The sequence below is a fragment of the Streptomyces sp. NBC_00287 genome (genome assembly GCF_036173105.1).
Classification (GTDB): domain Bacteria; phylum Actinomycetota; class Actinomycetes; order Streptomycetales; family Streptomycetaceae; genus Streptomyces.
In genome coordinates this window covers 2,097,223-2,115,501 of the sequence record NZ_CP108053.1, presented here as the reverse complement: position 1 = coordinate 2,115,501, position 18,279 = coordinate 2,097,223, and the positions used below count along the sequence as shown (strand labels likewise).

Below are 18,279 nucleotides of genomic sequence, written 5' to 3'. Positions count from 1 at the left end.
TATCGGTGACGGAGGGAGCGGGATGGCTGCGACGACGACGGACCGCGAGGAGTTCGTACGGCTGACGGACCCGTACCGGCGGGAGCTGCTCGCGCACTGCTACCGGATGCTGGGCTCGGTCGATGACGCCGAGGACCTGGTCCAGGAGACATATCTGCGGGCCTGGCGGTCCTACGACGGCTACGAGGGCCGCGCGTCCTTGCGGACCTGGCTGCACAGGATCGCCACCAATACGTGCCTGACGGCGCTGGAGGGCCGCGCGCGGCGTCCGCTGCCCGCGGGGCTCGGTGAGCCCTCCCAGGCGCCTGAGGAGCCGCTGAGAGCCCCTGTGACGGACGTTCCGTGGCTCCAGCCACTGCCCGACACACTCGTCGACCCGGCATCGGTCGTGGCCGCCCGGGGCAGTCTGCGGCTCGCACTCGTCGCCGCGCTCCAGCATCTGCCTGCTCGGCAGCGGGCCGTGCTCATCCTGCGGGACGTGCTGGCCTGGCGGGCTCCGGAGGTCGCCTCGCTGCTCGGAACCTCGACGGCGGCCGTGAAGAGCAGCCTGCAACGCGCGCGTGCCCGTTTGGAGGAGCTGGCGCCCGAGGAGGACCTCGTCGAGGAACCCTCCGCCGCCGCCGACCGCGAGGTGCTCGACCGGTACGTGGCCGCGTTCGAGAACGCCGACATGGACGCCCTGCTCGCCCTGTTGCGGGACGGGGTCGAACTGGAGATGCCGCCCTACCTGGAGTGGTTCCGCGGGGCCAAGGAGGTGCACCGCTTCCTGGTGGCCCGCGCGCACGAGAAGGGCACCCTGCGGATGCTGCCCACGCGCGCGAACGGGCAGCCGGCGGTCGCGATGTACGTGCGCGGGACCGACGGCGTCCTGCGGGCGCACTCCTTGCAGGTGCTCACCGTCGAGGAGGGCGCGGTGGGCCGTATCACCGCGTTCCTGGACACCGAGGTGTTCGGCCGGTTCGGGCTGCCCGGGGTGCTCGCATGAACGCCGGGGAGCTGTTGGAGCGGTCGCTCGCCTATGCCCTGGGGAGCGTCGCCGGGGTGCGGGCGGACAGCCTCGCGCGGGGCACGCCGTGCGCCGAGTGGGACCTGGCGGAGCTGCTCGGGCATCTCGACGACTCCATGGACGCGCTGTACGAGGGGCTGACCGGTGGGCGGATCGGCCTGGTACCGCGGGAGGACCGGGCGTGCCGCTTCCGTACGCGCGCGTGCGCCGTGCTGGGTGCCTGGGCGGCGGGGCCGCCGGGGCAGGTGCGGGTCGGCGAACGGCCAATGGACGTGCGGGTGCTGGCGGCCGTGGGCGCCGTCGAGATCGCCGTGCACGGCTGGGACGTGGCCCAGGCGAGCGGGCGGCCCCGGCCCGTCCCGGCCGCCCTCGCGGCCGAGCTGCTGCCGGTCGCCCGGTGCGTGGTGGTGGGGGAGGACCGGGGGGTGCGGTTCGCCGCGCCGCTCGCCGTGCCGGAGGGCGCGCGGCCCGACATCCGGCTGCTGGCCTTCCTGGGGCGGCGCGATTCCTTTCCGGGGTGAGCCCGGTCTGCCTTCCGTGAGTGACCTCAAGAACTCACGGAAGGCACGGAGATGACCGAGATCCTCAAGGCCCCCCTCAGTACCTCGCTCCCGGACAAGACGTCACCACCGCGCGCGTGGACGGTGATCCTCGCCGGGCTCGGGGCGCTGCTGTGCTCCCTCGACGTCGTGGTCGTCGCCACCGCGCTGCCCGCGCTGCGCGCCGACTTCGGGGCGAGCCTGTCCGAGCTGGAATGGACGATCAACGCCTACAACCTGGCCTTCGCCTGTCTCACCCTGACCGGTGCCGCGCTCGGCGACCGGTTCGGACGGCGGCGCATGTACGTCGTCGGGCTCGCGGTGTTCACCCTCGCCTCCGCCGCCGCGGCCCTCGCGGGCAGCTCGGGCCAGCTCATCGGGGCGCGTCTGGTGCAGGGCGCCGGGGCCGCCGTACTGCTGCCGCTCACGCTGACCCTCATCAGCGAGGCCTTCCCGGCGGAGAAGCGGGGCGTGGCGATCGGAGTGTGGGGCGGGGTGACCGGACTCGGTGTGGCGGCCGGGCCGGTGCTGGGCGGGGCCGTGACCGAGGGCCTGTCCTGGCAGTGGATCTTCTGGCTGAACGTACCGATCGGCCTTGCGATGATGCCCTTCGCCGCGAAGAAGCTCCACGAGAGCTACGGGACACGGCCCCAACTCGACATCATCGGCCTGGTGTTGGCGGCCGTCGGTCTTACCGGGCTCGCCTGGGCGCCGGTGCGGGCGCCGGAGGCGGGCTGGGGGAGTGCCGAGGTGCTGATCGCGCTGGCCGCGGGGATCGTGTTCACGGCCGCGTTCCTGGGCTGGGAGCGGCGGGGCGCCCGGCATCCGATGCTGCCGCTCGGCCACTTCCGCAACCGCGGTTTCTCCACCGCGAACGCGGCGGCCTTCCTGCTCTTCGGCTCCCTGCTGGGCGCACTCTTCATGATCACGCAGCTGTTCCAGTTCGGGCTCGGCTACTCGCCCCTGGAGGCGGGCGTGCGGATCCTTGTGTGGAACGCGATGCCGCTCCTGGTCGCGCCGATCGCGGGCGCGCTGGCGGACCGGTACGGCACCCGGCCGTTCATGCTCGGCGGCCTCGCCCTCCAGGGCCTCGGCCTCGGCCTGCTGGCCCGGCAGGTCGAACCGGGCGTCGGCTACGGCAGCCTCGTCGTCCCGCTGATCATCGCGGGCGTGGGCATCTCCATGGTCTTCCCGAGCGTCGCCAACGCCGTGACCTCCTCGGTGCCGCTGACCGAGGCGGGCGTCGCGGCCGGCGTCAACAACGCCCTGCGTGAACTCGGCGGCGTATTCGGCGTCGCGGTCGCCGCGGCGGTCTTCACGACGTACGGCGGCTACGGCTCACCGGCCGAGTTCCTGGACGGGGTCGGCCCCGCGCTCTGGGTGTCGGCGGGGGTCGCTGCGGCAGGGGCGGTGGTGTCGGTGTTCGCACCCTCGCGGCGGGCCGCCTAGCCGGGGGTTGTCACTTCACGTCCGCCTCTTTATAGTCGTAGTGACTATTAAGGAGGCGGATGTGGAGTACGACAAGCACGCCTACGAGCCCTTCGCCGTCACCGTCGACCTCGCCGTCCTCACGCTCCGGGCCGGCGCCCTGCATGTGCTGCTCGTCGAGCGCGGGCAGGAGCCGTACGCCGGATGCTGGGCGCTGCCCGGTGGCTTTGTGCAGCCGGACGAGTCCGCGGAGACGGCGGCCCGGCGTGAACTCGCCGAGGAGACCGGCCTGTCGGACGTCTCCGGGCTCCATCTGGAACAGCTGCGGACCTACAGCGAGCCCGACCGCGACCCCCGGATGCGGGTCGTCTCGGTCGCCTTCGCCGCCCTGCTGCCCGACGCGCCCGAGGCGCACGGCGGCAGCGACGCGGCGGACGCCCGCTGGGTGCCGTACGACGAGGCCGGAACCCTCGCCTTCGACCACGACCGGATCCTGGCCGACGCCCATGAACGCGTCGGCGCCAAGCTGGAGTACACCTGCCTCGGCACCGCGTTCTGCCCGCCCGAGTTCACCCTCGGCGAGCTCCAGCAGGTCTACGAGGCCGTGTGGGGCACCGCCCTGGACCGGCCCAACTTCCGGCGCAAGGTGCTCGCCACACCGGGCTTCGTCGAGCCGGTCCCCGGTGCCTCGCGCCTCACCGGCGGCCGCGGCAAACCGGCCGCGCTGTACCGCGCGGGCGCTGCCACCGCACTCCACCCTCCGCTGCTCCGGCCGACCCCGGAAGGACCCTCCGCATGAAGAAGCGCGCCGCCACTGGATCCCTGCTGGGCCTCGCCCTCGGGGACGCGCTCGGCTTCCCCACCGAGTTCAACGACGTGCCGTCGATCCTCGCCAAGTGCGGGCCGTGGCGGGAGATGGAACTGCCGACGCCGGCGATCGTCACCGACGACACCCAGATGACGCTGGCGCTGGGCAAGGGGCTGCGGACGGCCATGGACCGCGGCGTGCTCGGGCCCGAGGCGATGGTGGAGCCGGTACGGCAGGAGTACATCGCCTGGAACCGCTCCCCTGAGAACAACCGGGCCCCGGGCAACACCTGCCTCAGGGCTTGCGAGTTGCTGGAGCGCGTCAGCTGTTGGCGGGATGCCAGCCAGATCCACTCCAAGGGCTGCGGCGCCAACATGCGTGTCGCACCGATCGGCCTTGTACCGGCTCTGAGTGACGAACAGCGCGCGGGCGCCGCCCAGTTGCAGTCCGCGCTCACCCACGGCCACCCCACGGCGCTCGCCGCCTCCGACCTCACCGCGCACGCCGTACGGCTGCTCGCGCAGGGCGCCGAGCCGACCGGACTGGTCGGCCTGCTGCGGTCGTACGCCTACGAGAACCGCACCCGCTACCACCACACCTGGCTCGGCGATCTGTGGGCCCGCAGCCAGGACCCGACCCCGGAGCACTTCATCGCGCGCGGGTGGGACGAGTGTCTGGGGGTGCTGGAGCGGCTCCAGGAGGCCGTGCGGGCGGGGTCGGTCGAGACCGACCCGTGCCTGGCCACCGGCGCGGGCTGGATCGCAGAGGAGGCGCTGGCGACTGGGCTCCTGTGCTTCCTGCTCTTCGTCGACGAGCCGGTCACGGCCCTGAGGCGGGCCGCCTGCTCCTCCGGCGACTCGGACTCCATCGCCTGTCTGACGGGCGCCTTCGCGGGGGCATACCTCGGCGACGATGCATGGCCCCGCGCGTGGGCGGACCGGATCGAGTACCGGGGCGATCTGCTCACCCTCGGCGCGCTCTGGGACGCTTAGCGGATGATCGACGCCCTGGACCTCGACCTCGCACCCGTCGTCGCCGAGCAGCCCGACCCGGTGCTCTTCGCGACCGTCTCCGGCGCCCATCTGTACGGCTTTCCGTCCCGTGACTCGGACGTGGACCTGCGGGGCGTGCACCTGCTGTCCGCCGCCGACCTCGTCGGGCTGCGCGAGCCTGCCGAGACCCGGTCCCGGATGTGGGACCGGGACGGTGTGGAGATGGACCTGGTCACCCATGACCTGCGCAAGTTCGTCCGGCTGATGCTCCGCCGCAACGGCTACGTCCTGGAGCAGCTCCTGTCCCCGCTCGTCGTGCACACCACCGACGCACACCGGGAGCTGGCCGCGCTCGCCCCCGGCGTCGTCACGAGCCATCACGCCCACCACTACCGCGGCTTCGCCAACACCCAGTGGCGGCTGTTCACGAAGACCGACGAACTCAAGCCGCTGCTCTACACCTTCCGGGTCCTGCTCACCGGCATCCACCTGATGCGCACCGGCGAGGTACAGGCCCATCTGCCCACGCTGCTCGGGGAAGTGGCCGAGGCGCCCGACTGTCTGCCGGAGCTGATCGCGGCCAAGGCGGAGCAGGAGCACGGCACGGCCGAAGTCGACCACACGCGTGTGGAGGCCGACGTCGAGCGGCTGCACGCCCTGCTGGACGAGACGCAGGCCGCGTCAGCCCTGCCCGACGCGGCGACCGTCTACGACGCCCTGCACGACTTCGTCGTCCGGATACGGCTGGAGCGCTGAGGTACGGCGGGCGCGGACCAGGAAGTCCTCCACGCGCCGCCGGTCCGGCTCAGCGGGCAGCGGGCTGTGCTCGGCGGCCTGCTCCGCCTCCTCGGCCAGCCGGGTCATCCATGACTCGACCTCAGGCCACGGGAGCTCGCCGCGCTTGACCGCCAGGAGCGGTTCGCGCCGGTCGCCGACGTCGATGGTGAGCGCGCCCGTGCGCAGCAGATCGCGGGCGCTCATCAGCAGACGCAGCAGGTGCATCGCGTGCTTCCAGCGCGGGGCGCCATGGTTGCGGACGTCCGCCTCCAGCTTCTGGCGCTGGCCCACGGCGTACCGCGCGAACGTGGTGTGGGCCTGGCGGGACAGGAACGCCCCGCGCAGGTCGAGCAGTTCACGGCCGGTGTCGTCGGCGTGCTCCACGAGCGGGGAGTGCAGACACTCCAGGATGTTGGGGTTCGCGCGCAGCGCCAGTTCGCAGAAGCGCTCCAGCTCCCAGCTGAACTGCTCCTCGGCCGGTCCCTCGATGTGCGTCGGCGGCTTGTCGAAGCGCCAGAACAGGGGAGTGGGGGCGAGGAACACGCCCCGCCGGTCGGTGTCGCTGCCGTCCGTCGCCAGACCGAAGGCACGCGAACCCATGATGCAGGCGTAGATCGTGTGGTCGCGTACCAGGTGCTCGGGGTGCATGACCCCGGAGCGTACGCGGCGCCTCACGCCAGCCGGATGGAATTTCCCTCCACCGTGATCTCCTCCTCGGGCAGCGGCCGCGTCGCCGGCGGGTTCTCCACCGCGCCGTCCGCGATGCTGAACTTGCTGCCGTGGCAGGTGCAGTTGATGGTGCCGCCCTCGACGTTCGCGACGATGCACTGCTGGTGGGTGCAGATGGCCGAGAAGGCCTTGAACTCGCCCTCCTCAGGCTGGGTCACCACGACCTTCTCGTCCTCGAAGATCTTGCCACCGCCGACCGGGATGTCGTCCGTCGTGGTCAGCGCCTCGCCGCCGGCGGTCTCCGTGGTCTCGGCGGTCTGGTCGGTCGAGGCGTCGCCACTGTCGCCGCCGGAGTCGCCGCAGCCCGCGAGGAGCGCCGCCGAGCCAGTGGCGAGAAGGATCGTGCGCCGCTTCGGACGGAAAGTCATGTCGTCACTCCGAGTGTGCGGAAGATGCAAGGGGCGGAGGGCAGCGAGATGAGCAACAGCATCTTGGCACTGAAAGCACCGAAGAAGAAGCAACCTGGGAGGGAATGGTACAAAACGTGCACGGCGTACGTCCGGGGCCCTCGTCTCAGCGGGCGGGCGTCGCGCACCGGTCCGGCAGGCGCTGACTAGGCTGGATGGGCACAGAGTCGATCCGTACAGGTCGATCCGTACAGCAGCAAGGGAGCCAAGCCGTGGCGGTACGAGCGGTCCGGGGCGCCGTCCAACTCGACGTGGACGAGGCCGGTCACATGGACGAGCAGGTCGGAGCCCTGCTCACCGCCGTCCTGGAGCGCAACGGCCTGACCACGGACGACCTGATCAGCATCTGGTTCACGGCCACGCCCGATCTGCACAGCGACTTCCCCGCGGCCGCCGCCCGCAAGCTCGGCATCGTCGACGTGCCCCTGATCTGCGCGCAGGAACTGGACATCGAGGGCGCCATGCCCCGCGTGGTCCGGGTCCTCGCGCACATCGAGTCCGACCTGCCCCGGGCCGAGATCGCCCATGTCTACCTCGGCGCCGCGGCCGCCCTGCGCAAGGACATCGCCCAGTGAGAACCGCACTCGTCATCGGCACCGGCCTCATCGGTACGTCCGCCGCGCTCGCGCTCGTGAGCCGCGGCGTCGTCGTCCACCTCGCCGACCACGACCCCGAGCAGGCCCGTACGGCGGCCGCGCTCGGCGCCGGCACGGACGAGGCCCCCGAGGGTCCCGTTGACCTCGCGATCGTCGCCGCGCCGCCCGCGCACGTGGCCGGGGTGCTCGCCGACGCCATGCGGCGCGGGGTGGCCCGCGGCTACCTGGACGTGGCGAGCGTCAAGGGCGGGCCGCGCCGTGAGCTCCAGGCGCTGGGCCTGGACCTGTCGGAGTACATCGGCACCCACCCCATGTCGGGCCGCGAGAAGTCCGGCCCGCTGGCCGCTTCCGGCGATCTGTTCGAGGGCAGGCCCTGGGTGCTGACCCCGACCCGGGACACCGACACCGAGGTCCTGAACCTCGCCCTCGAGCTGGTCTCGCACTGCCGGGCCGTGCCGGTCGTCATGGACGCCGACGCCCACGACCGTGCGGTGGCGCTGGTCTCCCACATGCCGCACCTGGTGTCCAGCATGGTCGCCGCGCGTCTGGAGAACGCCGAGGAGGCGGCCGTACGGCTGTGTGGGCAGGGCATCCGGGATGTGACGCGGATCGCGGCCTCCGACCCCCGGATGTGGATCGACATCCTCTCCGCGAACCCCGGGCCGGTCGCCGATCTCCTCGCGGACGTCTCCGCGGACCTGGACGAGACGGTGCAGGCGCTGCGGGCACTGCAGTCCTCCGACGAGGCCAAGCGCCGTGAGGGTACGGCGGGCATCGAGGACGTGTTGCGCCGGGGGAACGCGGGGCAGGTCCGGGTTCCGGGCAAGCACGGCTCCGCGCCGCGGGTCTACGAGGTCGTGGCGGTCCTGATCGACGACCAGCCGGGACAGCTGGCGCGGATCTTCGCCGACGCGGGCCGGGCCGGGGTCAACATCGAGGACGTCCGCATCGAGCATGCGACGGGGCAGCAGGCCGGTCTGGTGCAGCTGATGGTGGAGCCGAACGCGGTGCCGGTGCTGACGGCGGCGCTGCGGGAGCGGGGCTGGGCGATCCGCCAGTAGGCGGTGCCCGGGGCCGCCGAGCGGCGGGCGTCCGGACGAGTGATGCGTACCCAGTAACCTTGTGCGGGGCACATTCGCGGCCCCCGCATCCCACCGCACCGCACCAGGAAGGTGTCCCCCCGTGGAAAACGGCGCCGCCCAGCCCGTGATTGTCGCCATCGACGGTCCCTCCGGCACGGGTAAGTCGAGCACGTCCAAGGCCGTCGCGGCGAAGCTCGGCCTGAGCTACCTCGACACCGGTGCGCAGTACCGGGCGATCACCTGGTGGATGGTGAACAACGGCATCGACGTCGACGATCCGCACGCCATCGCCGCCGTGGCCGGGAAGCCCGACATCGTCTCCGGTACCGACCCGGAGAAGCCGACGATCACCGTCGACGGCATCGATGTCGCCGCCCCGATCCGGACCCAGGAGGTCACCTCCCAGGTCAGCGCGGTCAGCGCGGTGCCCGAGGTGCGGGCGCGGATCACCGAGCTGCAGCGTTCGATCGCGGCCTCCGCCGAGGCCGGCATCGTCGTCGAGGGCCGGGACATCGGTACGACCGTGCTGCCCGACGCCGATCTGAAGATCTTCCTCACCGCCTCCCCGGAGGCGCGCGCCGCGCGCCGCAGCGGTGAGCTGAAGGGCGCCGACGTGCACTCCACCCGCGAGGCCCTGATCAAGCGGGACGCTGCCGACTCCAGCCGTAAGACCTCGCCGCTGGCCAAGGCCGGCGACGCGGTCGAGGTGGACACCACCGAGCTCACGCTCGCGCAGGTCATCGAGTGCGTCGTGACCCTCGTCGAGGAGAAGCGGGCCGGGAAGTGACGGCACCTTCGGAGCGGGGAGCGGAGGTCGGGCGGCGCATCGGCGTCGGCCTGATGTACGGCCTGTGGAAGCCGCGTGTCCTGGGTGCCTGGAGGGTCCCCGCGACCGGCCCGGTGATCCTCGCCGTCAACCACTCGCACATCATCGACGGCCCGATGGTCATCGGCGTGGCGCCCCGGCCGTCGCACTTCCTGGTCAAGAAGGAAGCGTTCGTCGGCCCGCTCGACCCCTTCATGCGGGCTGTCGGCCAGCTGAAGGTGGACCGCTCGATCGCCGACCGTACGGCCATCACCCAGGCGCTGGACGTGCTGGCGTCCGGCGGTGTGCTCGGCATCTTCCCGGAGGGCACCCGGGGCGAGGGCGACTTCGCCGCGCTGCGGGCCGGGCTCGCGTACTTCGCGGTGCGCAGCGGCGCCCCGATCGTCCCGGTCGCCGTCCTGGGAAGCACCGAGCGGCCCGGACGGTTGATAAAGGCGCTGCCCGCGCTGCGCTCCCGCGTCGACGTCGTCTTCGGCGACCCCTTCGAGGCCGGCGACGGCACCGGACGGCGCACCCGCACGGCGCTGGACGAGGCGACCGAACGCATCCAGAAGCAGCTCACCGAGCACCTGGAAAACGCCAGGCGGCTTACCGGCCGCTAGGCGACACTTGAGTAGTGGATCACCTGAAACGGGGCGTTCCACCGATCACCACACTGAACGAGGTACGGACTTCATGAACGACCAGATCCACTCCGAGGGCTCGGGCGAGGCGCACGACCACGGAGCACTTGGCGACGCCGAGTACGCGGAGTTCATGGAGCTCGCCGCGGTAGAGGGCTTCGACCTGGAGGACGTCGAGGGCGCCATCGAGGAGGCGGGCCACGGTCCGCTGCCCGTGCTCGCCGTCGTCGGCCGCCCGAATGTCGGCAAGTCGACCCTCGTCAACCGCATCATCGGGCGCCGCGAGGCCGTCGTGGAGGACAAGCCCGGTGTCACCCGTGACCGTGTGACCTACGAGGCCGAGTGGGCCGGCCGTCGTTTCAAGGTCGTCGACACCGGCGGCTGGGAGCAGGACGTCCTCGGCATCGACGCCTCGGTTGCCGCCCAGGCCGAGTACGCCATCGAGGCCGCCGACGCCGTGGTCTTCGTCGTCGACGCCAAGGTCGGCGCCACCGACACCGACGAGGCGGTCGTGCGACTGCTGCGCAAGGCCGGAAAGCCCGTCGTGCTGTGCGCCAACAAGGTCGACGGACCGAGCGGCGAGGCGGACGCCGCGTATCTGTGGTCCCTCGGGCTCGGTGAGCCGCACCCGGTCTCGGCCCTGCACGGCCGCGGCACCGGCGACATGCTGGACGCCGTCCTGGAGGTGCTGCCGGACGCCCCCGAGCAGTCCTTCGGCACCGCCGTCGGCGGCCCCCGGCGCATCGCCCTCATCGGGCGCCCGAATGTCGGCAAGTCCTCGCTGCTGAACAAGGTGGCGGGCGAGGAGCGCGTCGTCGTCAACGAGGTCGCGGGCACCACCCGTGACCCGGTCGACGAGCTGATCGAACTCGGCGGTGTCACCTGGAAGTTCGTCGACACCGCGGGTATCCGCAAGCGGGTCCACCTCCAGCAGGGCGCCGACTACTACGCCTCGCTGCGCACCGCCGCCGCCGTCGAGAAGGCCGAGGTGGCGGTCGTACTGATCGACGCCTCGGAGAACATCTCCGTGCAGGACCAGCGCATCGTGACGATGGCCGTCGAGGCCGGGCGCGCGATGGTCCTCGCCTTCAACAAGTGGGACACCCTCGACGAGGAGCGCCGCTACTACCTGGAGCGGGAGATCGAGACCGAGCTCGGCCAGATCGTCTGGGCGCCCCGGGTCAATGTCTCGGCGCGCACCGGCCGTCACATGGAGAAGCTGGTCCCGGCGATCGAGACGGCCCTCGCGGGCTGGGAGACCCGGGTCCCGACCGGACGTCTCAACGCCTTCCTCGGTGAGCTGGTCGCCGCCCACCCGCACCCGATCCGGGGCGGCAAGCAGCCGCGCATCCTGTTCGGCACCCAGGCGGGCACCAAGCCGCCGCGGTTCGTGCTCTTCGCCTCCGGCTTCATCGAGGCGGGCTACCGGCGCTTCATCGAGCGCCGGCTGCGCGAGGAGTTCGGCTTCGACGGCACGCCGATCCATATCTCGGTGCGCGTGCGCGAGAAGCGCGGCAAGAAGAAGTAAGCACGCACATGAAGAGGGCGGCCCCCAACCGGGGCCGCCCTCTTCATGTTTGTGAAAATACAGCTCAGATGCCTCTGCGGGGGACGGGCTGCAGGGCCGGTTGCAGTCCCGTGCCCTGGGGCCCGATGTGTCCGACGCGCTGCCACTGCGACTGCGACTGCCGGGCGCTGTGCGCGCCCGCGCTGTAGGCGCTGTACGAGCTGCTGAACGACCCCGGCCGATGCCCGCCGTACGAGCCCGTACTGTGCGGGATGTTCCCGAAGGCGGTGAACCCCAGGTCCTCCTCGCCGCTGCGGTCACCCGGCAGCGTACGGAAGGACTTGACGTACTCGGCGTAGAGCGCGTCGTAGATCGGCGTGGCCGAGGGAGAAACATCGTATGCGTGCACGTATGTCCAAACGACCGCCTACATGAAGGGATGCGGTCGTCGGGCGGGCCTTTGGGGGCGCGCGGAGGCGCTCACGTCCCCGCGAGCGGCAGCGCGGACGCAACCAACTTCCCATTGGCCGCGGCCTTGTCCAAAGCATCCCGCAGCAGATCCTCCCGCGGCTGCCGCCCGATCGTCCCCACCGGCGCCGCGAACATCAGCACCTGCTGGTGCTTGTTGGCCGCGGCCCGCCACCCCTCGGTGACCTGCAGCGGCTGATGCGCCTGCCACCAGGCCACCGGCTGACCGCCGTCGGCACCGGGCTGCAGTACGGCATGCAGCTGGCCGACGGCAAGCAGCACCGACCACCCGTGCAGCACAGGCGGCACCGATTCGATCGCCGTCACCGGCATGAACCCCTGCTCGATGAGCAGCGGCAGGAAGTCGTCGCCGAGGGCGGTGGACCCGGGCCGGACGATGGGACCGGTCGGTTCCACCACGAGCGCCGGGTGCAACTCGCCCGCGATCAGGACGAGTCCGCTGGTGACGCCGAGCACCGCCTGCTCGGGTACGACCTTCTCCGGCTCCAGATCGACGGTGTCACCGGTGATGGAGCGCACGGCCCCCTTGAGCTGTTCCTCGGTGACCTGGACGACCTGCGAGGGCAGGCAGGTGGCGTGGGCGAAGGCGAGGACGGCGGTCTCGTCCCCGATGAACAGGACGGTGCTGGTGCGCTCCTGTTCGGAGTCGCCCTGGGTGCGACAGGACGTGCAGTCGTAACTGCCGGGGGCGTTCTCTCCGGCGAGCAGCCGGTCGGCTTCTTCGTCGCCGATCTCGGCGCGTACCTCGTCGCTGACGTCGAGCATGCGCGGCACGGGTGGCTCCCTCGGGAAGTGGTACGTGGCGGGGCCGGGTGGCTCCCGGCCCGTGAACCGGGTGGGTCCCGGGCTCATGAAGAGACAACGGGTGATCTGTGGCGGGAGTCACGCACCAGGGCGAACGGAATCGAACCATCCGTCGCGCACGGTCACCGCGGGTGCGGAATCGGGCACTCCTGGTCAAGTCGATGGTGAGTCAAGGCAGTTGGTTCCGTGAAGTGAGTCACAGATCGCCGAGGAGGCTGGTCGACAAATCAGGAAATCGGCTAATGAAGTGGGTGGCCGAAAATTGCCGATACCCGCGGTAACGGCGAACTGGCCAGGAATGACAAGGAGTTGGTTGATACCGGGCAGCCACCCTCCCTAGATTCCTCCGCCGTGTGCACAGAGCACCGCTCGGGTACGTCCGTCGGCCGCACCACAGCCAGCTCGCAGCACGACCCCACCGGCGGACGGGGCGGAGCGCGCCACCGCGACCCAGTGCGCGGAACGCGCCCCGGCTTGGGGGACCCCGGGTCAGTCGGGAGGGAACTTCATGTCCGAATGTGCCGATACCACTCGCGACAACGCCCGTAAGACGCGTACGACGGCGGTCCTCGCCGGGGCTGCCCTGCTCGCCCCGCTCGGACTGCTGACCGCGACCGGCAACGCCGCCGCGGCGGACGGCGGAGTGTGGGACCGCATCGCCCAGTGCGAGAGCGGCGGCAACTGGCACATCAACACAGGCAACGGCTACTACGGAGGACTCCAGTTCTCCGCGAGCACCTGGCGCGCGTACGGCGGCACGGCCTACGCGGCGACGGCCGACCAGGCGAGCAAGGACCAGCAGATCGCCGTCGCCACCAAGGTGCAGAACGCCCAGGGATGGGGCGCCTGGCCCACCTGCTCGGCGCGCGCCGGGGCGTACGGCAGCGCGCCCGCCGCCGGCTCGGTGACGCCGAAGGCGGCCCCGCAGAAGGCGGCTCCGCCCAAGGCGCCGGAGCGCTCCTTGGGCCACACCGACCGCGGCTCGTCCCGCGGCGACTACGTCGTCCGCCAGGGCGACACCCTGAGCGGCATCGCCGCCCGGCACGGGACCGCCTGGCAGCGCCTCTACGCCGCCAACAAGGCCGTCATCGGCGGTGATCCCGATGTGATCGTGCCCGGCCAGCGCCTCGAGATCTGAGCGACGCTCCCCCTCGCCGGGCACGGGGCCCCGCCCGTCGGTGCGCCGACCGGGTGGGGCCCCTCGGCGCACCGACGCGCCGGGGCTGCCTCGCGCGCCGCGCTGCATAGCGTGGGCCGATGTTCCGCACGCCGATCACGCTCGCCCTCGCGGCCGCCCTGCTCTGCGCCCTCGCCCCCGGCGCCGCCCACGCGGCACCACCACCGCCGGCCCCCGGACCGCCCGCCACGCGCGTGGCCTACGACTGCGCCAAGGACCAGTGGCCCTGGGGCTGTATCGCCGACTGCGAGAGCAGCGGCCGCTGGCACATCAACACCGGCAACGGCTTCTACGGCGGACTGCAGTTCTGGCAGCCCACCTGGGAGGAGTTCGGCGGTCTGAAGTACGCCCCGCGCGCGGATCTCGCCACCCGCGCACAGCAGATCGCGGTCGCGCAGGAGGTGCTGGCCTGGCAGGGGTGGGGGGCCTGGCCCGTGTGTTCGAAGCGGTACGGCCTCAAGGGGCGGATGCACACGGTGAAATCCGGTGACACGCTCTCGTCGATCGTCCGCAAGTACGGGATCAAGGGTGGGTGGCAGGCCCTCTACAAGGCCAACAAGAAGACGGTCGGCAGCTCTCCGGACCGGGTGGTGCCGGGCATGCTGCTGGTCATTCCGAAGGGTGCGGCCCGGTCCACCGCGCTCTTCGGGCCGCCTCTGGCGAAGCCCGCAGCTCAGTCGCCTCGCCGCTGAACACGACCGCGCCGCGGCGCAGTTCGTAGACCAGCACCGGGTGCTCGCGCAGTACGGGCGGCAGCCGCTGCTCGGCGAGGACCACGCAGGCGTCCAGCTCGGCCAGGAGTTCGTACGTCCGGGTCGCCACCGTCGGCGACATACCCTGCGCCGGTTCGTCCACGAGCACCACGCGCGGGCGGGCCAGCAGGGCCCGGGAGAGGGCCAGCATGCGCTGCTCGCCGCCGGAGAGCGTGCCGGCTCGGCGGGGGAGCAGTTGCGCCAGGCTGGGGTAGGCGTCCAGGGCCGGATCGTAGGCGGGGGCGGTGAGTTCCAGGTTCTCGCGCACGGTCAGGGAGCCGAAGACCGCCTGCCGTTCCGGGATCAGGCACAGGCCCCGGCGGGCCCGTTCGTACGCCGGTACGCGGGTCACGTCGACGCCGTCCCACACCACCGCGCCGCCGGACAGGGGGACGGTTCCGGCCAGGGCGCGCAGGGCGGTCGTACGGCCTGATCCGTTGCGGCCGAGGAGGACGGTGAGGCCCGGGGCGGGCGCGGCGAGGGTGATGCCGTGCAGGGCCTCCAGGGGGCCGTAGCGCACGCGCGCGTGGCGCAGGGAGATCGTCATACGGCGGTCTCCTGGGCGCCCAGTGTGTCGAGGACGTGGGCCGGGGGGCCCGAGGCGACGATGCGGCCCGCCGTCATGACGTGCACGACGTCAGCGAGGTCGGCCACCAGGTCCAGGTCGTGTTCCACGACGAGGAGGGCGGTGCCGTCGGCGGCCAGGGCCTTGAGGATGCGGGCCAGCGCGGTGACTTCGGCGGTGTCCAGGCCTGCCGCGGGTTCGTCCAGGAGCAGGACGCGGGGGCTGCCGGCGAGTGCTCTTGCGAGTTCGACTCTGCGGAGGGTGCCGGTGGGGAGGTCGGCGGCGGGGGCGTCTCGTACGTTGTCCAGGCCCAGCAGGCGGAGGGCTCGGTCTACGGCTGTCGGGTCGTCGATGTGGCCCTGTTCCGCGCCTACGCGGATGTTCTCGGCCACGGTGAGGGAGGGGAACACGGCCAGTTGCTGGAAGGTGCGGGCGATGCCGAGGCGGGTGCGGGTGTGGGCGGGGAGTTCGGTGATGTCCCGGTCGCCGTAAAGGACTTGGCCTCGGGTGGGGTGGAGGGTGCCCGCGAGGCAGTGGAAGAGGGTGCTTTTGCCTGCGCCGTTGGGGCCGACGATGGCGGTGATCCTGGCGGGGGGTACGTCGAGGTCGATGTCGGTGAGGGCTTTGTATCCGCCGTAGTGGGCCTGGAGGTTGTGGGTGGTGAGCACCCGGCCTTCGGCCGGGTTTTGTTTCCCACCCGCACCACCTGTGCGGCTTTCGTGGTCGGGTGCGGGTGGCCCTGGTGGGTGCTTGGCGTCGTCGGCGGCTGCGGCGGGCCGTCTCGGAGCCCTCGGTTCGTCTGCTTCGTCCCGCTGCTCCGTCCGCCGCAGTCTCCCGCGTACCGTCACCCCCAACTCCGTCAGGCGCGTCCCCTCTCGCGGCCGTAGGCGCATTGCCGCGCTCCGCAACGCCTCGTACGGCCCGCCAGGGAATCGCCCCACCAGCACCGCCAGCACCCCGATCAGTGCCGCCGCCACGCCGCCCCGTGCCCCCGCGTCCAGGCCCACCAGCAGGGCCGCCGCTGCCAGTGCGCCCAGTGTGCTGTCCGCGCCCAGGACCACTACCGCCGCGAACCAGAGCAGGCCCCGGACGGGGTCGTAGGCGGCGGGGTCGAAGGCTCGTAGGCCCATGCCGAGCAGGCCGCCGCCCAGGGCGGCCAGGGCTGCGCCTGAGACGAAGGCCAGGAGCTTGAGGGTGGGGACTCGGACACCTGAGGCCGACGCGCCTGCCTCGTGGTCGCGCATGGCCGCGAGGGCCCGGCCTGTGCGGCCCGTGCGGAGGGCGCGAGTTGCCAGCAGGGCCGCTCCCAGGAGGGCCAGCTCCAGGACGTAGTACGCGCGGTCGCCCTCGAAGCCCGCCGGGCGGTCCAGGGTGAGGCCCGAGGTCGCGTACGGCTGGGCGAAGACGAAGCGGCTCACCCCGACGCCCACCGCGAACGTCGCCAGGGCGAGGGCCAGCCCCCTGCGGCTGATTGCCGGCCAACCCGTCAGCAGGCCCAGCGGGGCCACCAGGACCACCGCCAGTGCCAGTGCCGCCAGTTCCGGCAGGCGGGGCAGGCCCGGGAAGCGGCCTGCCGCGAGGAGGGCCGTGAAGAGGGCGCCCAGGCCCGCGTATGCCGCCTGGCCCAGTGAGATCTGGCCGCCTCGGCCGGTGACCACCACCAGGGACAGCAGTACTACGGCCAGCGCCGGTACCTGGACCGACGTGTGCAGGTCCGAACCGGCGAAGCCCAGCGGCAGCAGGAACAGCACGAGCGCCACGATCCAGGCGCCCGGAGGGGTCGGTACGCGCGCGGTGGCCGTGCGCGGGAGCGCGTCGCGGGTGCCGATGCGGGGGAGGGCCAGCGCCGCGATCAGCAGGGCCACCACGAAGAGGTTCGCGCCCACCGCCTGGAGCAGCGGTTCGCCCCAGCCCGAGGGGTGCAGGCGCGTCAACTGGCTCTGCGCCACACCGATACCGAGCGCCGTCACCACCGCGACCGGCAGGCTCCGCATACGTGCGGCCACCGCTACCGCCACCACCTCCATCACCAGCAGCGGCAGTCCGTACGGGTCCAGGCGGACGTACGGCGCCAGCAGGACGCCCGTCAGGCCCGCCGTGAACGAGCCGAACGCCCAGCCCGCCGCGGCCACCCGGTCCGCGTCGATCCCGCCGAGCACGGACAGCTGCCGGTCGTCCACCACGGCCCGCAGCTCCCGCCCGAACCGCGTCCACCGCACGACCGAACCGACCGCGGCCGCCAGCACCAGGGCCACCGCCAGCTGTCCCCAGGGGTCGGCCGACACCAGCAGCTCCGGCGCGTCGTCCCGCGCCCCTTGCCCCCACAGCAGCGCCGCCCCGCCCACCAGCAGCACGAACACCCCGATCGACGCCACCAGCGTCTGCGCCGGATCACCGCCGAGGACGGACAGCGGACGGAAGACGAACCGTTCCAGCGCCATCCCGATCGCGGGCGCCAGGACCAGCAGGGTCACCGTCGCCCCCGCCCACAGCGGCCAGCCCCACTCCACCACGCACTGCCGCAGGACATACGCGCACACCATCGCGATGGACCCGTGCGCGAAGTTGAGCACGCCGGTCGCGCGGTAGGTGACGACCAGACCGATCCCGGTGAGCGCGGCGGCGCTGCCGACCGAGAGGCCGGCCAGGGTGAGGTCGTACGTCAGGGACGACATCAGTCGTCCGCTTCGGCGGGCTCACAGATCGGGCACGGGCCCAGTTCGCCGCTCCTCACCAGCTTGGCGTCCACGGGCACCGCTTCCGCCTTCCCGGCCACCAGCGGACAGTCCGCGCGGTGGAACAGCGTGCCGCCCGGCACCATCAGCCGGTCCCCGCTGACCGCGAGCGGCGCGGTCGCGGTCCGCTCCGAGTCCTCGGCCGGTTCGGCGGCCACGAGAAGGCCGTACAGCTCCTCCACGCGCGCGGCGGCGAGCGCGTTCCGGCCATGGGTGAGCAGCACCGCCGCGGCGACAATCAGCGCGGCGCCGGGGACCGTGCAGGAGGCGAGGTAGGGCAGCTGCCGTTCGGCGAACCGCTCGCCCGAGACGCCGTACCAGCCGAGCACGCAGAGGACCGCACCCGCGGCGAGCGCGGCCCAGCCGGCCCACAGGACGGGATGCACGGTCCGCAGTCGGCCTGTCCGCATGTCTGGCTCCTCTGGCTTCACACGTCA

20 protein-coding genes and 1 pseudogene are annotated in these 18,279 nt (G+C 72.1%); 13 read left to right on the top strand and 8 right to left on the bottom strand.

Annotated elements, in window-relative coordinates:
• Window positions 1-22: 22 nt before the first annotated feature.
• The 6 genes from OHT76_RS09640 to OHT76_RS09615 all read left to right on the top strand — a co-directional run bounded on the left by OHT76_RS09640 (window position 23) and on the right by OHT76_RS09615 (window position 5,529).
• Window positions 23-985: a sigma-70 family RNA polymerase sigma factor gene (locus tag OHT76_RS09640; RefSeq protein ID WP_328870346.1), complete on the top strand. Its 963-nt coding sequence runs from the start codon at window positions 23-25 to the stop codon at window positions 983-985.
• The gene (locus OHT76_RS09635; RefSeq protein ID WP_328870345.1) at window positions 982-1,527 is read left to right on the top strand and encodes a TIGR03086 family metal-binding protein; all 546 of its coding nucleotides are present in this window, start codon (window positions 982-984) and stop codon (window positions 1,525-1,527) included. Before OHT76_RS09640 ends, OHT76_RS09635 begins: the two co-directional genes overlap by 4 nt.
• Window positions 1,528-1,578: 51 nt before the next feature.
• Window positions 1,579-2,994 (top strand): MFS transporter, encoded by a 1,416-nt coding sequence (locus OHT76_RS09630; RefSeq protein ID WP_328870344.1) that lies wholly within the window; start codon window positions 1,579-1,581, stop codon window positions 2,992-2,994.
• A gap of 61 nt (window positions 2,995-3,055) precedes the next feature.
• On the top strand, window positions 3,056-3,772 hold the full coding sequence (locus OHT76_RS09625) for an NUDIX hydrolase (protein ID WP_328870343.1): 717 nt from the start codon (window positions 3,056-3,058) through the stop codon (window positions 3,770-3,772).
• Window positions 3,769-4,773: an ADP-ribosylglycohydrolase family protein gene (locus tag OHT76_RS09620; RefSeq protein WP_328870342.1), complete on the top strand. Its 1,005-nt coding sequence runs from the start codon at window positions 3,769-3,771 to the stop codon at window positions 4,771-4,773. Before OHT76_RS09625 ends, OHT76_RS09620 begins: the two co-directional genes overlap by 4 nt.
• Before the next feature lie 3 nt (window positions 4,774-4,776).
• On the top strand, window positions 4,777-5,529 hold the full coding sequence (locus OHT76_RS09615) for a nucleotidyltransferase domain-containing protein (RefSeq protein ID WP_328870341.1): 753 nt from the start codon (window positions 4,777-4,779) through the stop codon (window positions 5,527-5,529).
• On the opposite strand, the gene OHT76_RS09610 is transcribed toward OHT76_RS09615, so the two are convergent.
• The 3 genes and pseudogenes from OHT76_RS09610 to OHT76_RS09600 form a co-directional block, all read right to left on the bottom strand.
• Window positions 5,455-6,198 carry a nucleotidyltransferase domain-containing protein gene (locus OHT76_RS09610; protein WP_328870340.1) on the bottom strand — a complete coding sequence of 248 codons (744 nt, stop codon included), beginning with the start codon at window positions 6,196-6,198 and terminating at the stop codon, window positions 5,455-5,457. The genes OHT76_RS09615 and OHT76_RS09610 overlap by 75 nt on opposite strands.
• 23 nt (window positions 6,199-6,221) lie before the next feature.
• Window positions 6,222-6,647, bottom strand: a complete 426-nt coding sequence (locus OHT76_RS09605) for a Rieske (2Fe-2S) protein (protein WP_328870339.1) — start codon at window positions 6,645-6,647, stop codon at window positions 6,222-6,224.
• A pseudogene (locus OHT76_RS09600) lies at window positions 6,644-6,787 on the bottom strand (DUF6529 family protein); the annotation flags it as partial. The pseudogene OHT76_RS09600 and the gene OHT76_RS09605, both read right to left, overlap by 4 nt.
• A 111-nt stretch (window positions 6,788-6,898) precedes the next feature.
• On the opposite strand from OHT76_RS09600, the gene aroH reads away from it, so the two are divergent.
• From aroH to der, 5 genes are all read left to right on the top strand, one after another.
• Window positions 6,899-7,261: a chorismate mutase gene (aroH, locus tag OHT76_RS09595; protein WP_328870338.1), complete on the top strand. Its 363-nt coding sequence runs from the start codon at window positions 6,899-6,901 to the stop codon at window positions 7,259-7,261.
• Window positions 7,258-8,343 carry a prephenate dehydrogenase gene (locus tag OHT76_RS09590; RefSeq protein ID WP_328870337.1) on the top strand — a complete coding sequence of 362 codons (1,086 nt, stop codon included), beginning with the start codon at window positions 7,258-7,260 and terminating at the stop codon, window positions 8,341-8,343. The genes aroH and OHT76_RS09590 overlap by 4 nt, the downstream gene beginning before the upstream one ends.
• Window positions 8,344-8,464: 121 nt before the next feature.
• On the top strand, window positions 8,465-9,151 hold the full coding sequence (gene cmk, locus OHT76_RS09585) for a (d)CMP kinase (RefSeq protein WP_328870336.1): 687 nt from the start codon (window positions 8,465-8,467) through the stop codon (window positions 9,149-9,151).
• Between the two features lie 53 nt (window positions 9,152-9,204).
• Window positions 9,205-9,792 carry a lysophospholipid acyltransferase family protein gene (locus tag OHT76_RS09580; protein WP_328876488.1) on the top strand — a complete coding sequence of 196 codons (588 nt, stop codon included), beginning with the start codon at window positions 9,205-9,207 and terminating at the stop codon, window positions 9,790-9,792.
• 73 nt (window positions 9,793-9,865) lie between these two features.
• Window positions 9,866-11,341 (top strand): ribosome biogenesis GTPase Der, encoded by a 1,476-nt coding sequence (gene der, locus OHT76_RS09575; RefSeq protein WP_328870335.1) that lies wholly within the window; start codon window positions 9,866-9,868, stop codon window positions 11,339-11,341.
• A gap of 64 nt (window positions 11,342-11,405) precedes the next feature.
• Here the strand turns inward: der and OHT76_RS09570 are convergent, their stop codons facing one another.
• Entirely contained in the window at window positions 11,406-11,729 is a 324-nt protein-coding gene (locus tag OHT76_RS09570) for a hypothetical protein (RefSeq protein ID WP_328870334.1), read from the bottom strand.
• 71 nt (window positions 11,730-11,800) lie between these two features.
• Window positions 11,801-12,583, bottom strand: a complete 783-nt coding sequence (locus OHT76_RS09565) for a hypothetical protein (protein ID WP_328870333.1) — start codon at window positions 12,581-12,583, stop codon at window positions 11,801-11,803.
• 538 nt (window positions 12,584-13,121) lie between these two features.
• Here OHT76_RS09565 and OHT76_RS09560 point away from each other — a divergent pair.
• Together OHT76_RS09560 and OHT76_RS09555 are read left to right on the top strand one after the other, a co-directional pair.
• A complete protein-coding gene (locus OHT76_RS09560) occupies window positions 13,122-13,751 on the top strand; it encodes a LysM peptidoglycan-binding domain-containing protein (RefSeq protein ID WP_328870332.1) in 630 nt (209 codons plus the stop codon).
• A 119-nt stretch (window positions 13,752-13,870) separates the two neighbouring features.
• Window positions 13,871-14,482 carry a LysM peptidoglycan-binding domain-containing protein gene (locus OHT76_RS09555; protein WP_328870331.1) on the top strand — a complete coding sequence of 204 codons (612 nt, stop codon included), beginning with the start codon at window positions 13,871-13,873 and terminating at the stop codon, window positions 14,480-14,482.
• On the opposite strand, the gene OHT76_RS09550 is transcribed toward OHT76_RS09555, so the two are convergent.
• Genes OHT76_RS09550 through OHT76_RS09540 form a run of 3 tightly spaced genes read right to left on the bottom strand, consistent with a single transcriptional unit; the run spans window position 14,400 to window position 18,252 of the window.
• Window positions 14,400-15,089, bottom strand: coding sequence for an ABC transporter ATP-binding protein (locus OHT76_RS09550; RefSeq protein WP_328870330.1), 690 nt, complete (start codon window positions 15,087-15,089; stop codon window positions 14,400-14,402). The genes OHT76_RS09555 and OHT76_RS09550 overlap by 83 nt on opposite strands.
• Window positions 15,086-17,782: an ABC transporter permease subunit gene (locus OHT76_RS09545; RefSeq protein WP_328870329.1), complete on the bottom strand. Its 2,697-nt coding sequence runs from the start codon at window positions 17,780-17,782 to the stop codon at window positions 15,086-15,088. Before OHT76_RS09545 ends, OHT76_RS09550 begins: the two co-directional genes overlap by 4 nt.
• Entirely contained in the window at window positions 17,782-18,252 is a 471-nt protein-coding gene (locus OHT76_RS09540; RefSeq protein WP_328870328.1) for a hypothetical protein, read from the bottom strand. The genes OHT76_RS09545 and OHT76_RS09540 overlap by 1 nt, the downstream gene beginning before the upstream one ends.
• Window positions 18,253-18,279 lie beyond the last annotated feature (27 nt).

Excerpts from the sequence above, each read along its gene's own strand:
- OHT76_RS09640 (WP_328870346.1), top strand. The coding sequence starts at position 23 with ATGGCTGCGACGACGACGGACCGCGAGGAGTTCGTACGGCTGACGGAC.
- OHT76_RS09635 (WP_328870345.1), top strand. The coding sequence starts at position 982 with ATGAACGCCGGGGAGCTGTTGGAGCGGTCGCTCGCCTATGCCCTGGGG.
- OHT76_RS09630 (WP_328870344.1), top strand. The coding sequence starts at position 1,579 with ATGACCGAGATCCTCAAGGCCCCCCTCAGTACCTCGCTCCCGGACAAG.
- OHT76_RS09620 (WP_328870342.1), top strand. The coding sequence starts at position 3,769 with ATGAAGAAGCGCGCCGCCACTGGATCCCTGCTGGGCCTCGCCCTCGGG.
- OHT76_RS09615 (WP_328870341.1), top strand. The coding sequence starts at position 4,777 with ATGATCGACGCCCTGGACCTCGACCTCGCACCCGTCGTCGCCGAGCAG.
- OHT76_RS09610 (WP_328870340.1), bottom strand. The coding sequence starts at position 6,198 with ATGCACCCCGAGCACCTGGTACGCGACCACACGATCTACGCCTGCATC.
- OHT76_RS09605 (WP_328870339.1), bottom strand. The coding sequence starts at position 6,647 with ATGACTTTCCGTCCGAAGCGGCGCACGATCCTTCTCGCCACTGGCTCG.
- OHT76_RS09580 (WP_328876488.1), top strand. The coding sequence starts at position 9,205 with ATGTACGGCCTGTGGAAGCCGCGTGTCCTGGGTGCCTGGAGGGTCCCC.
- der (WP_328870335.1), top strand. The coding sequence starts at position 9,866 with ATGAACGACCAGATCCACTCCGAGGGCTCGGGCGAGGCGCACGACCAC.
- OHT76_RS09560 (WP_328870332.1), top strand. The coding sequence starts at position 13,122 with ATGTCCGAATGTGCCGATACCACTCGCGACAACGCCCGTAAGACGCGT.
- OHT76_RS09555 (WP_328870331.1), top strand. The coding sequence starts at position 13,871 with ATGTTCCGCACGCCGATCACGCTCGCCCTCGCGGCCGCCCTGCTCTGC.
- OHT76_RS09550 (WP_328870330.1), bottom strand. The coding sequence starts at position 15,089 with ATGACGATCTCCCTGCGCCACGCGCGCGTGCGCTACGGCCCCCTGGAG.
- OHT76_RS09545 (WP_328870329.1), bottom strand. The coding sequence starts at position 17,782 with ATGTCGTCCCTGACGTACGACCTCACCCTGGCCGGCCTCTCGGTCGGC.
- OHT76_RS09540 (WP_328870328.1), bottom strand. The coding sequence starts at position 18,252 with ATGCGGACAGGCCGACTGCGGACCGTGCATCCCGTCCTGTGGGCCGGC.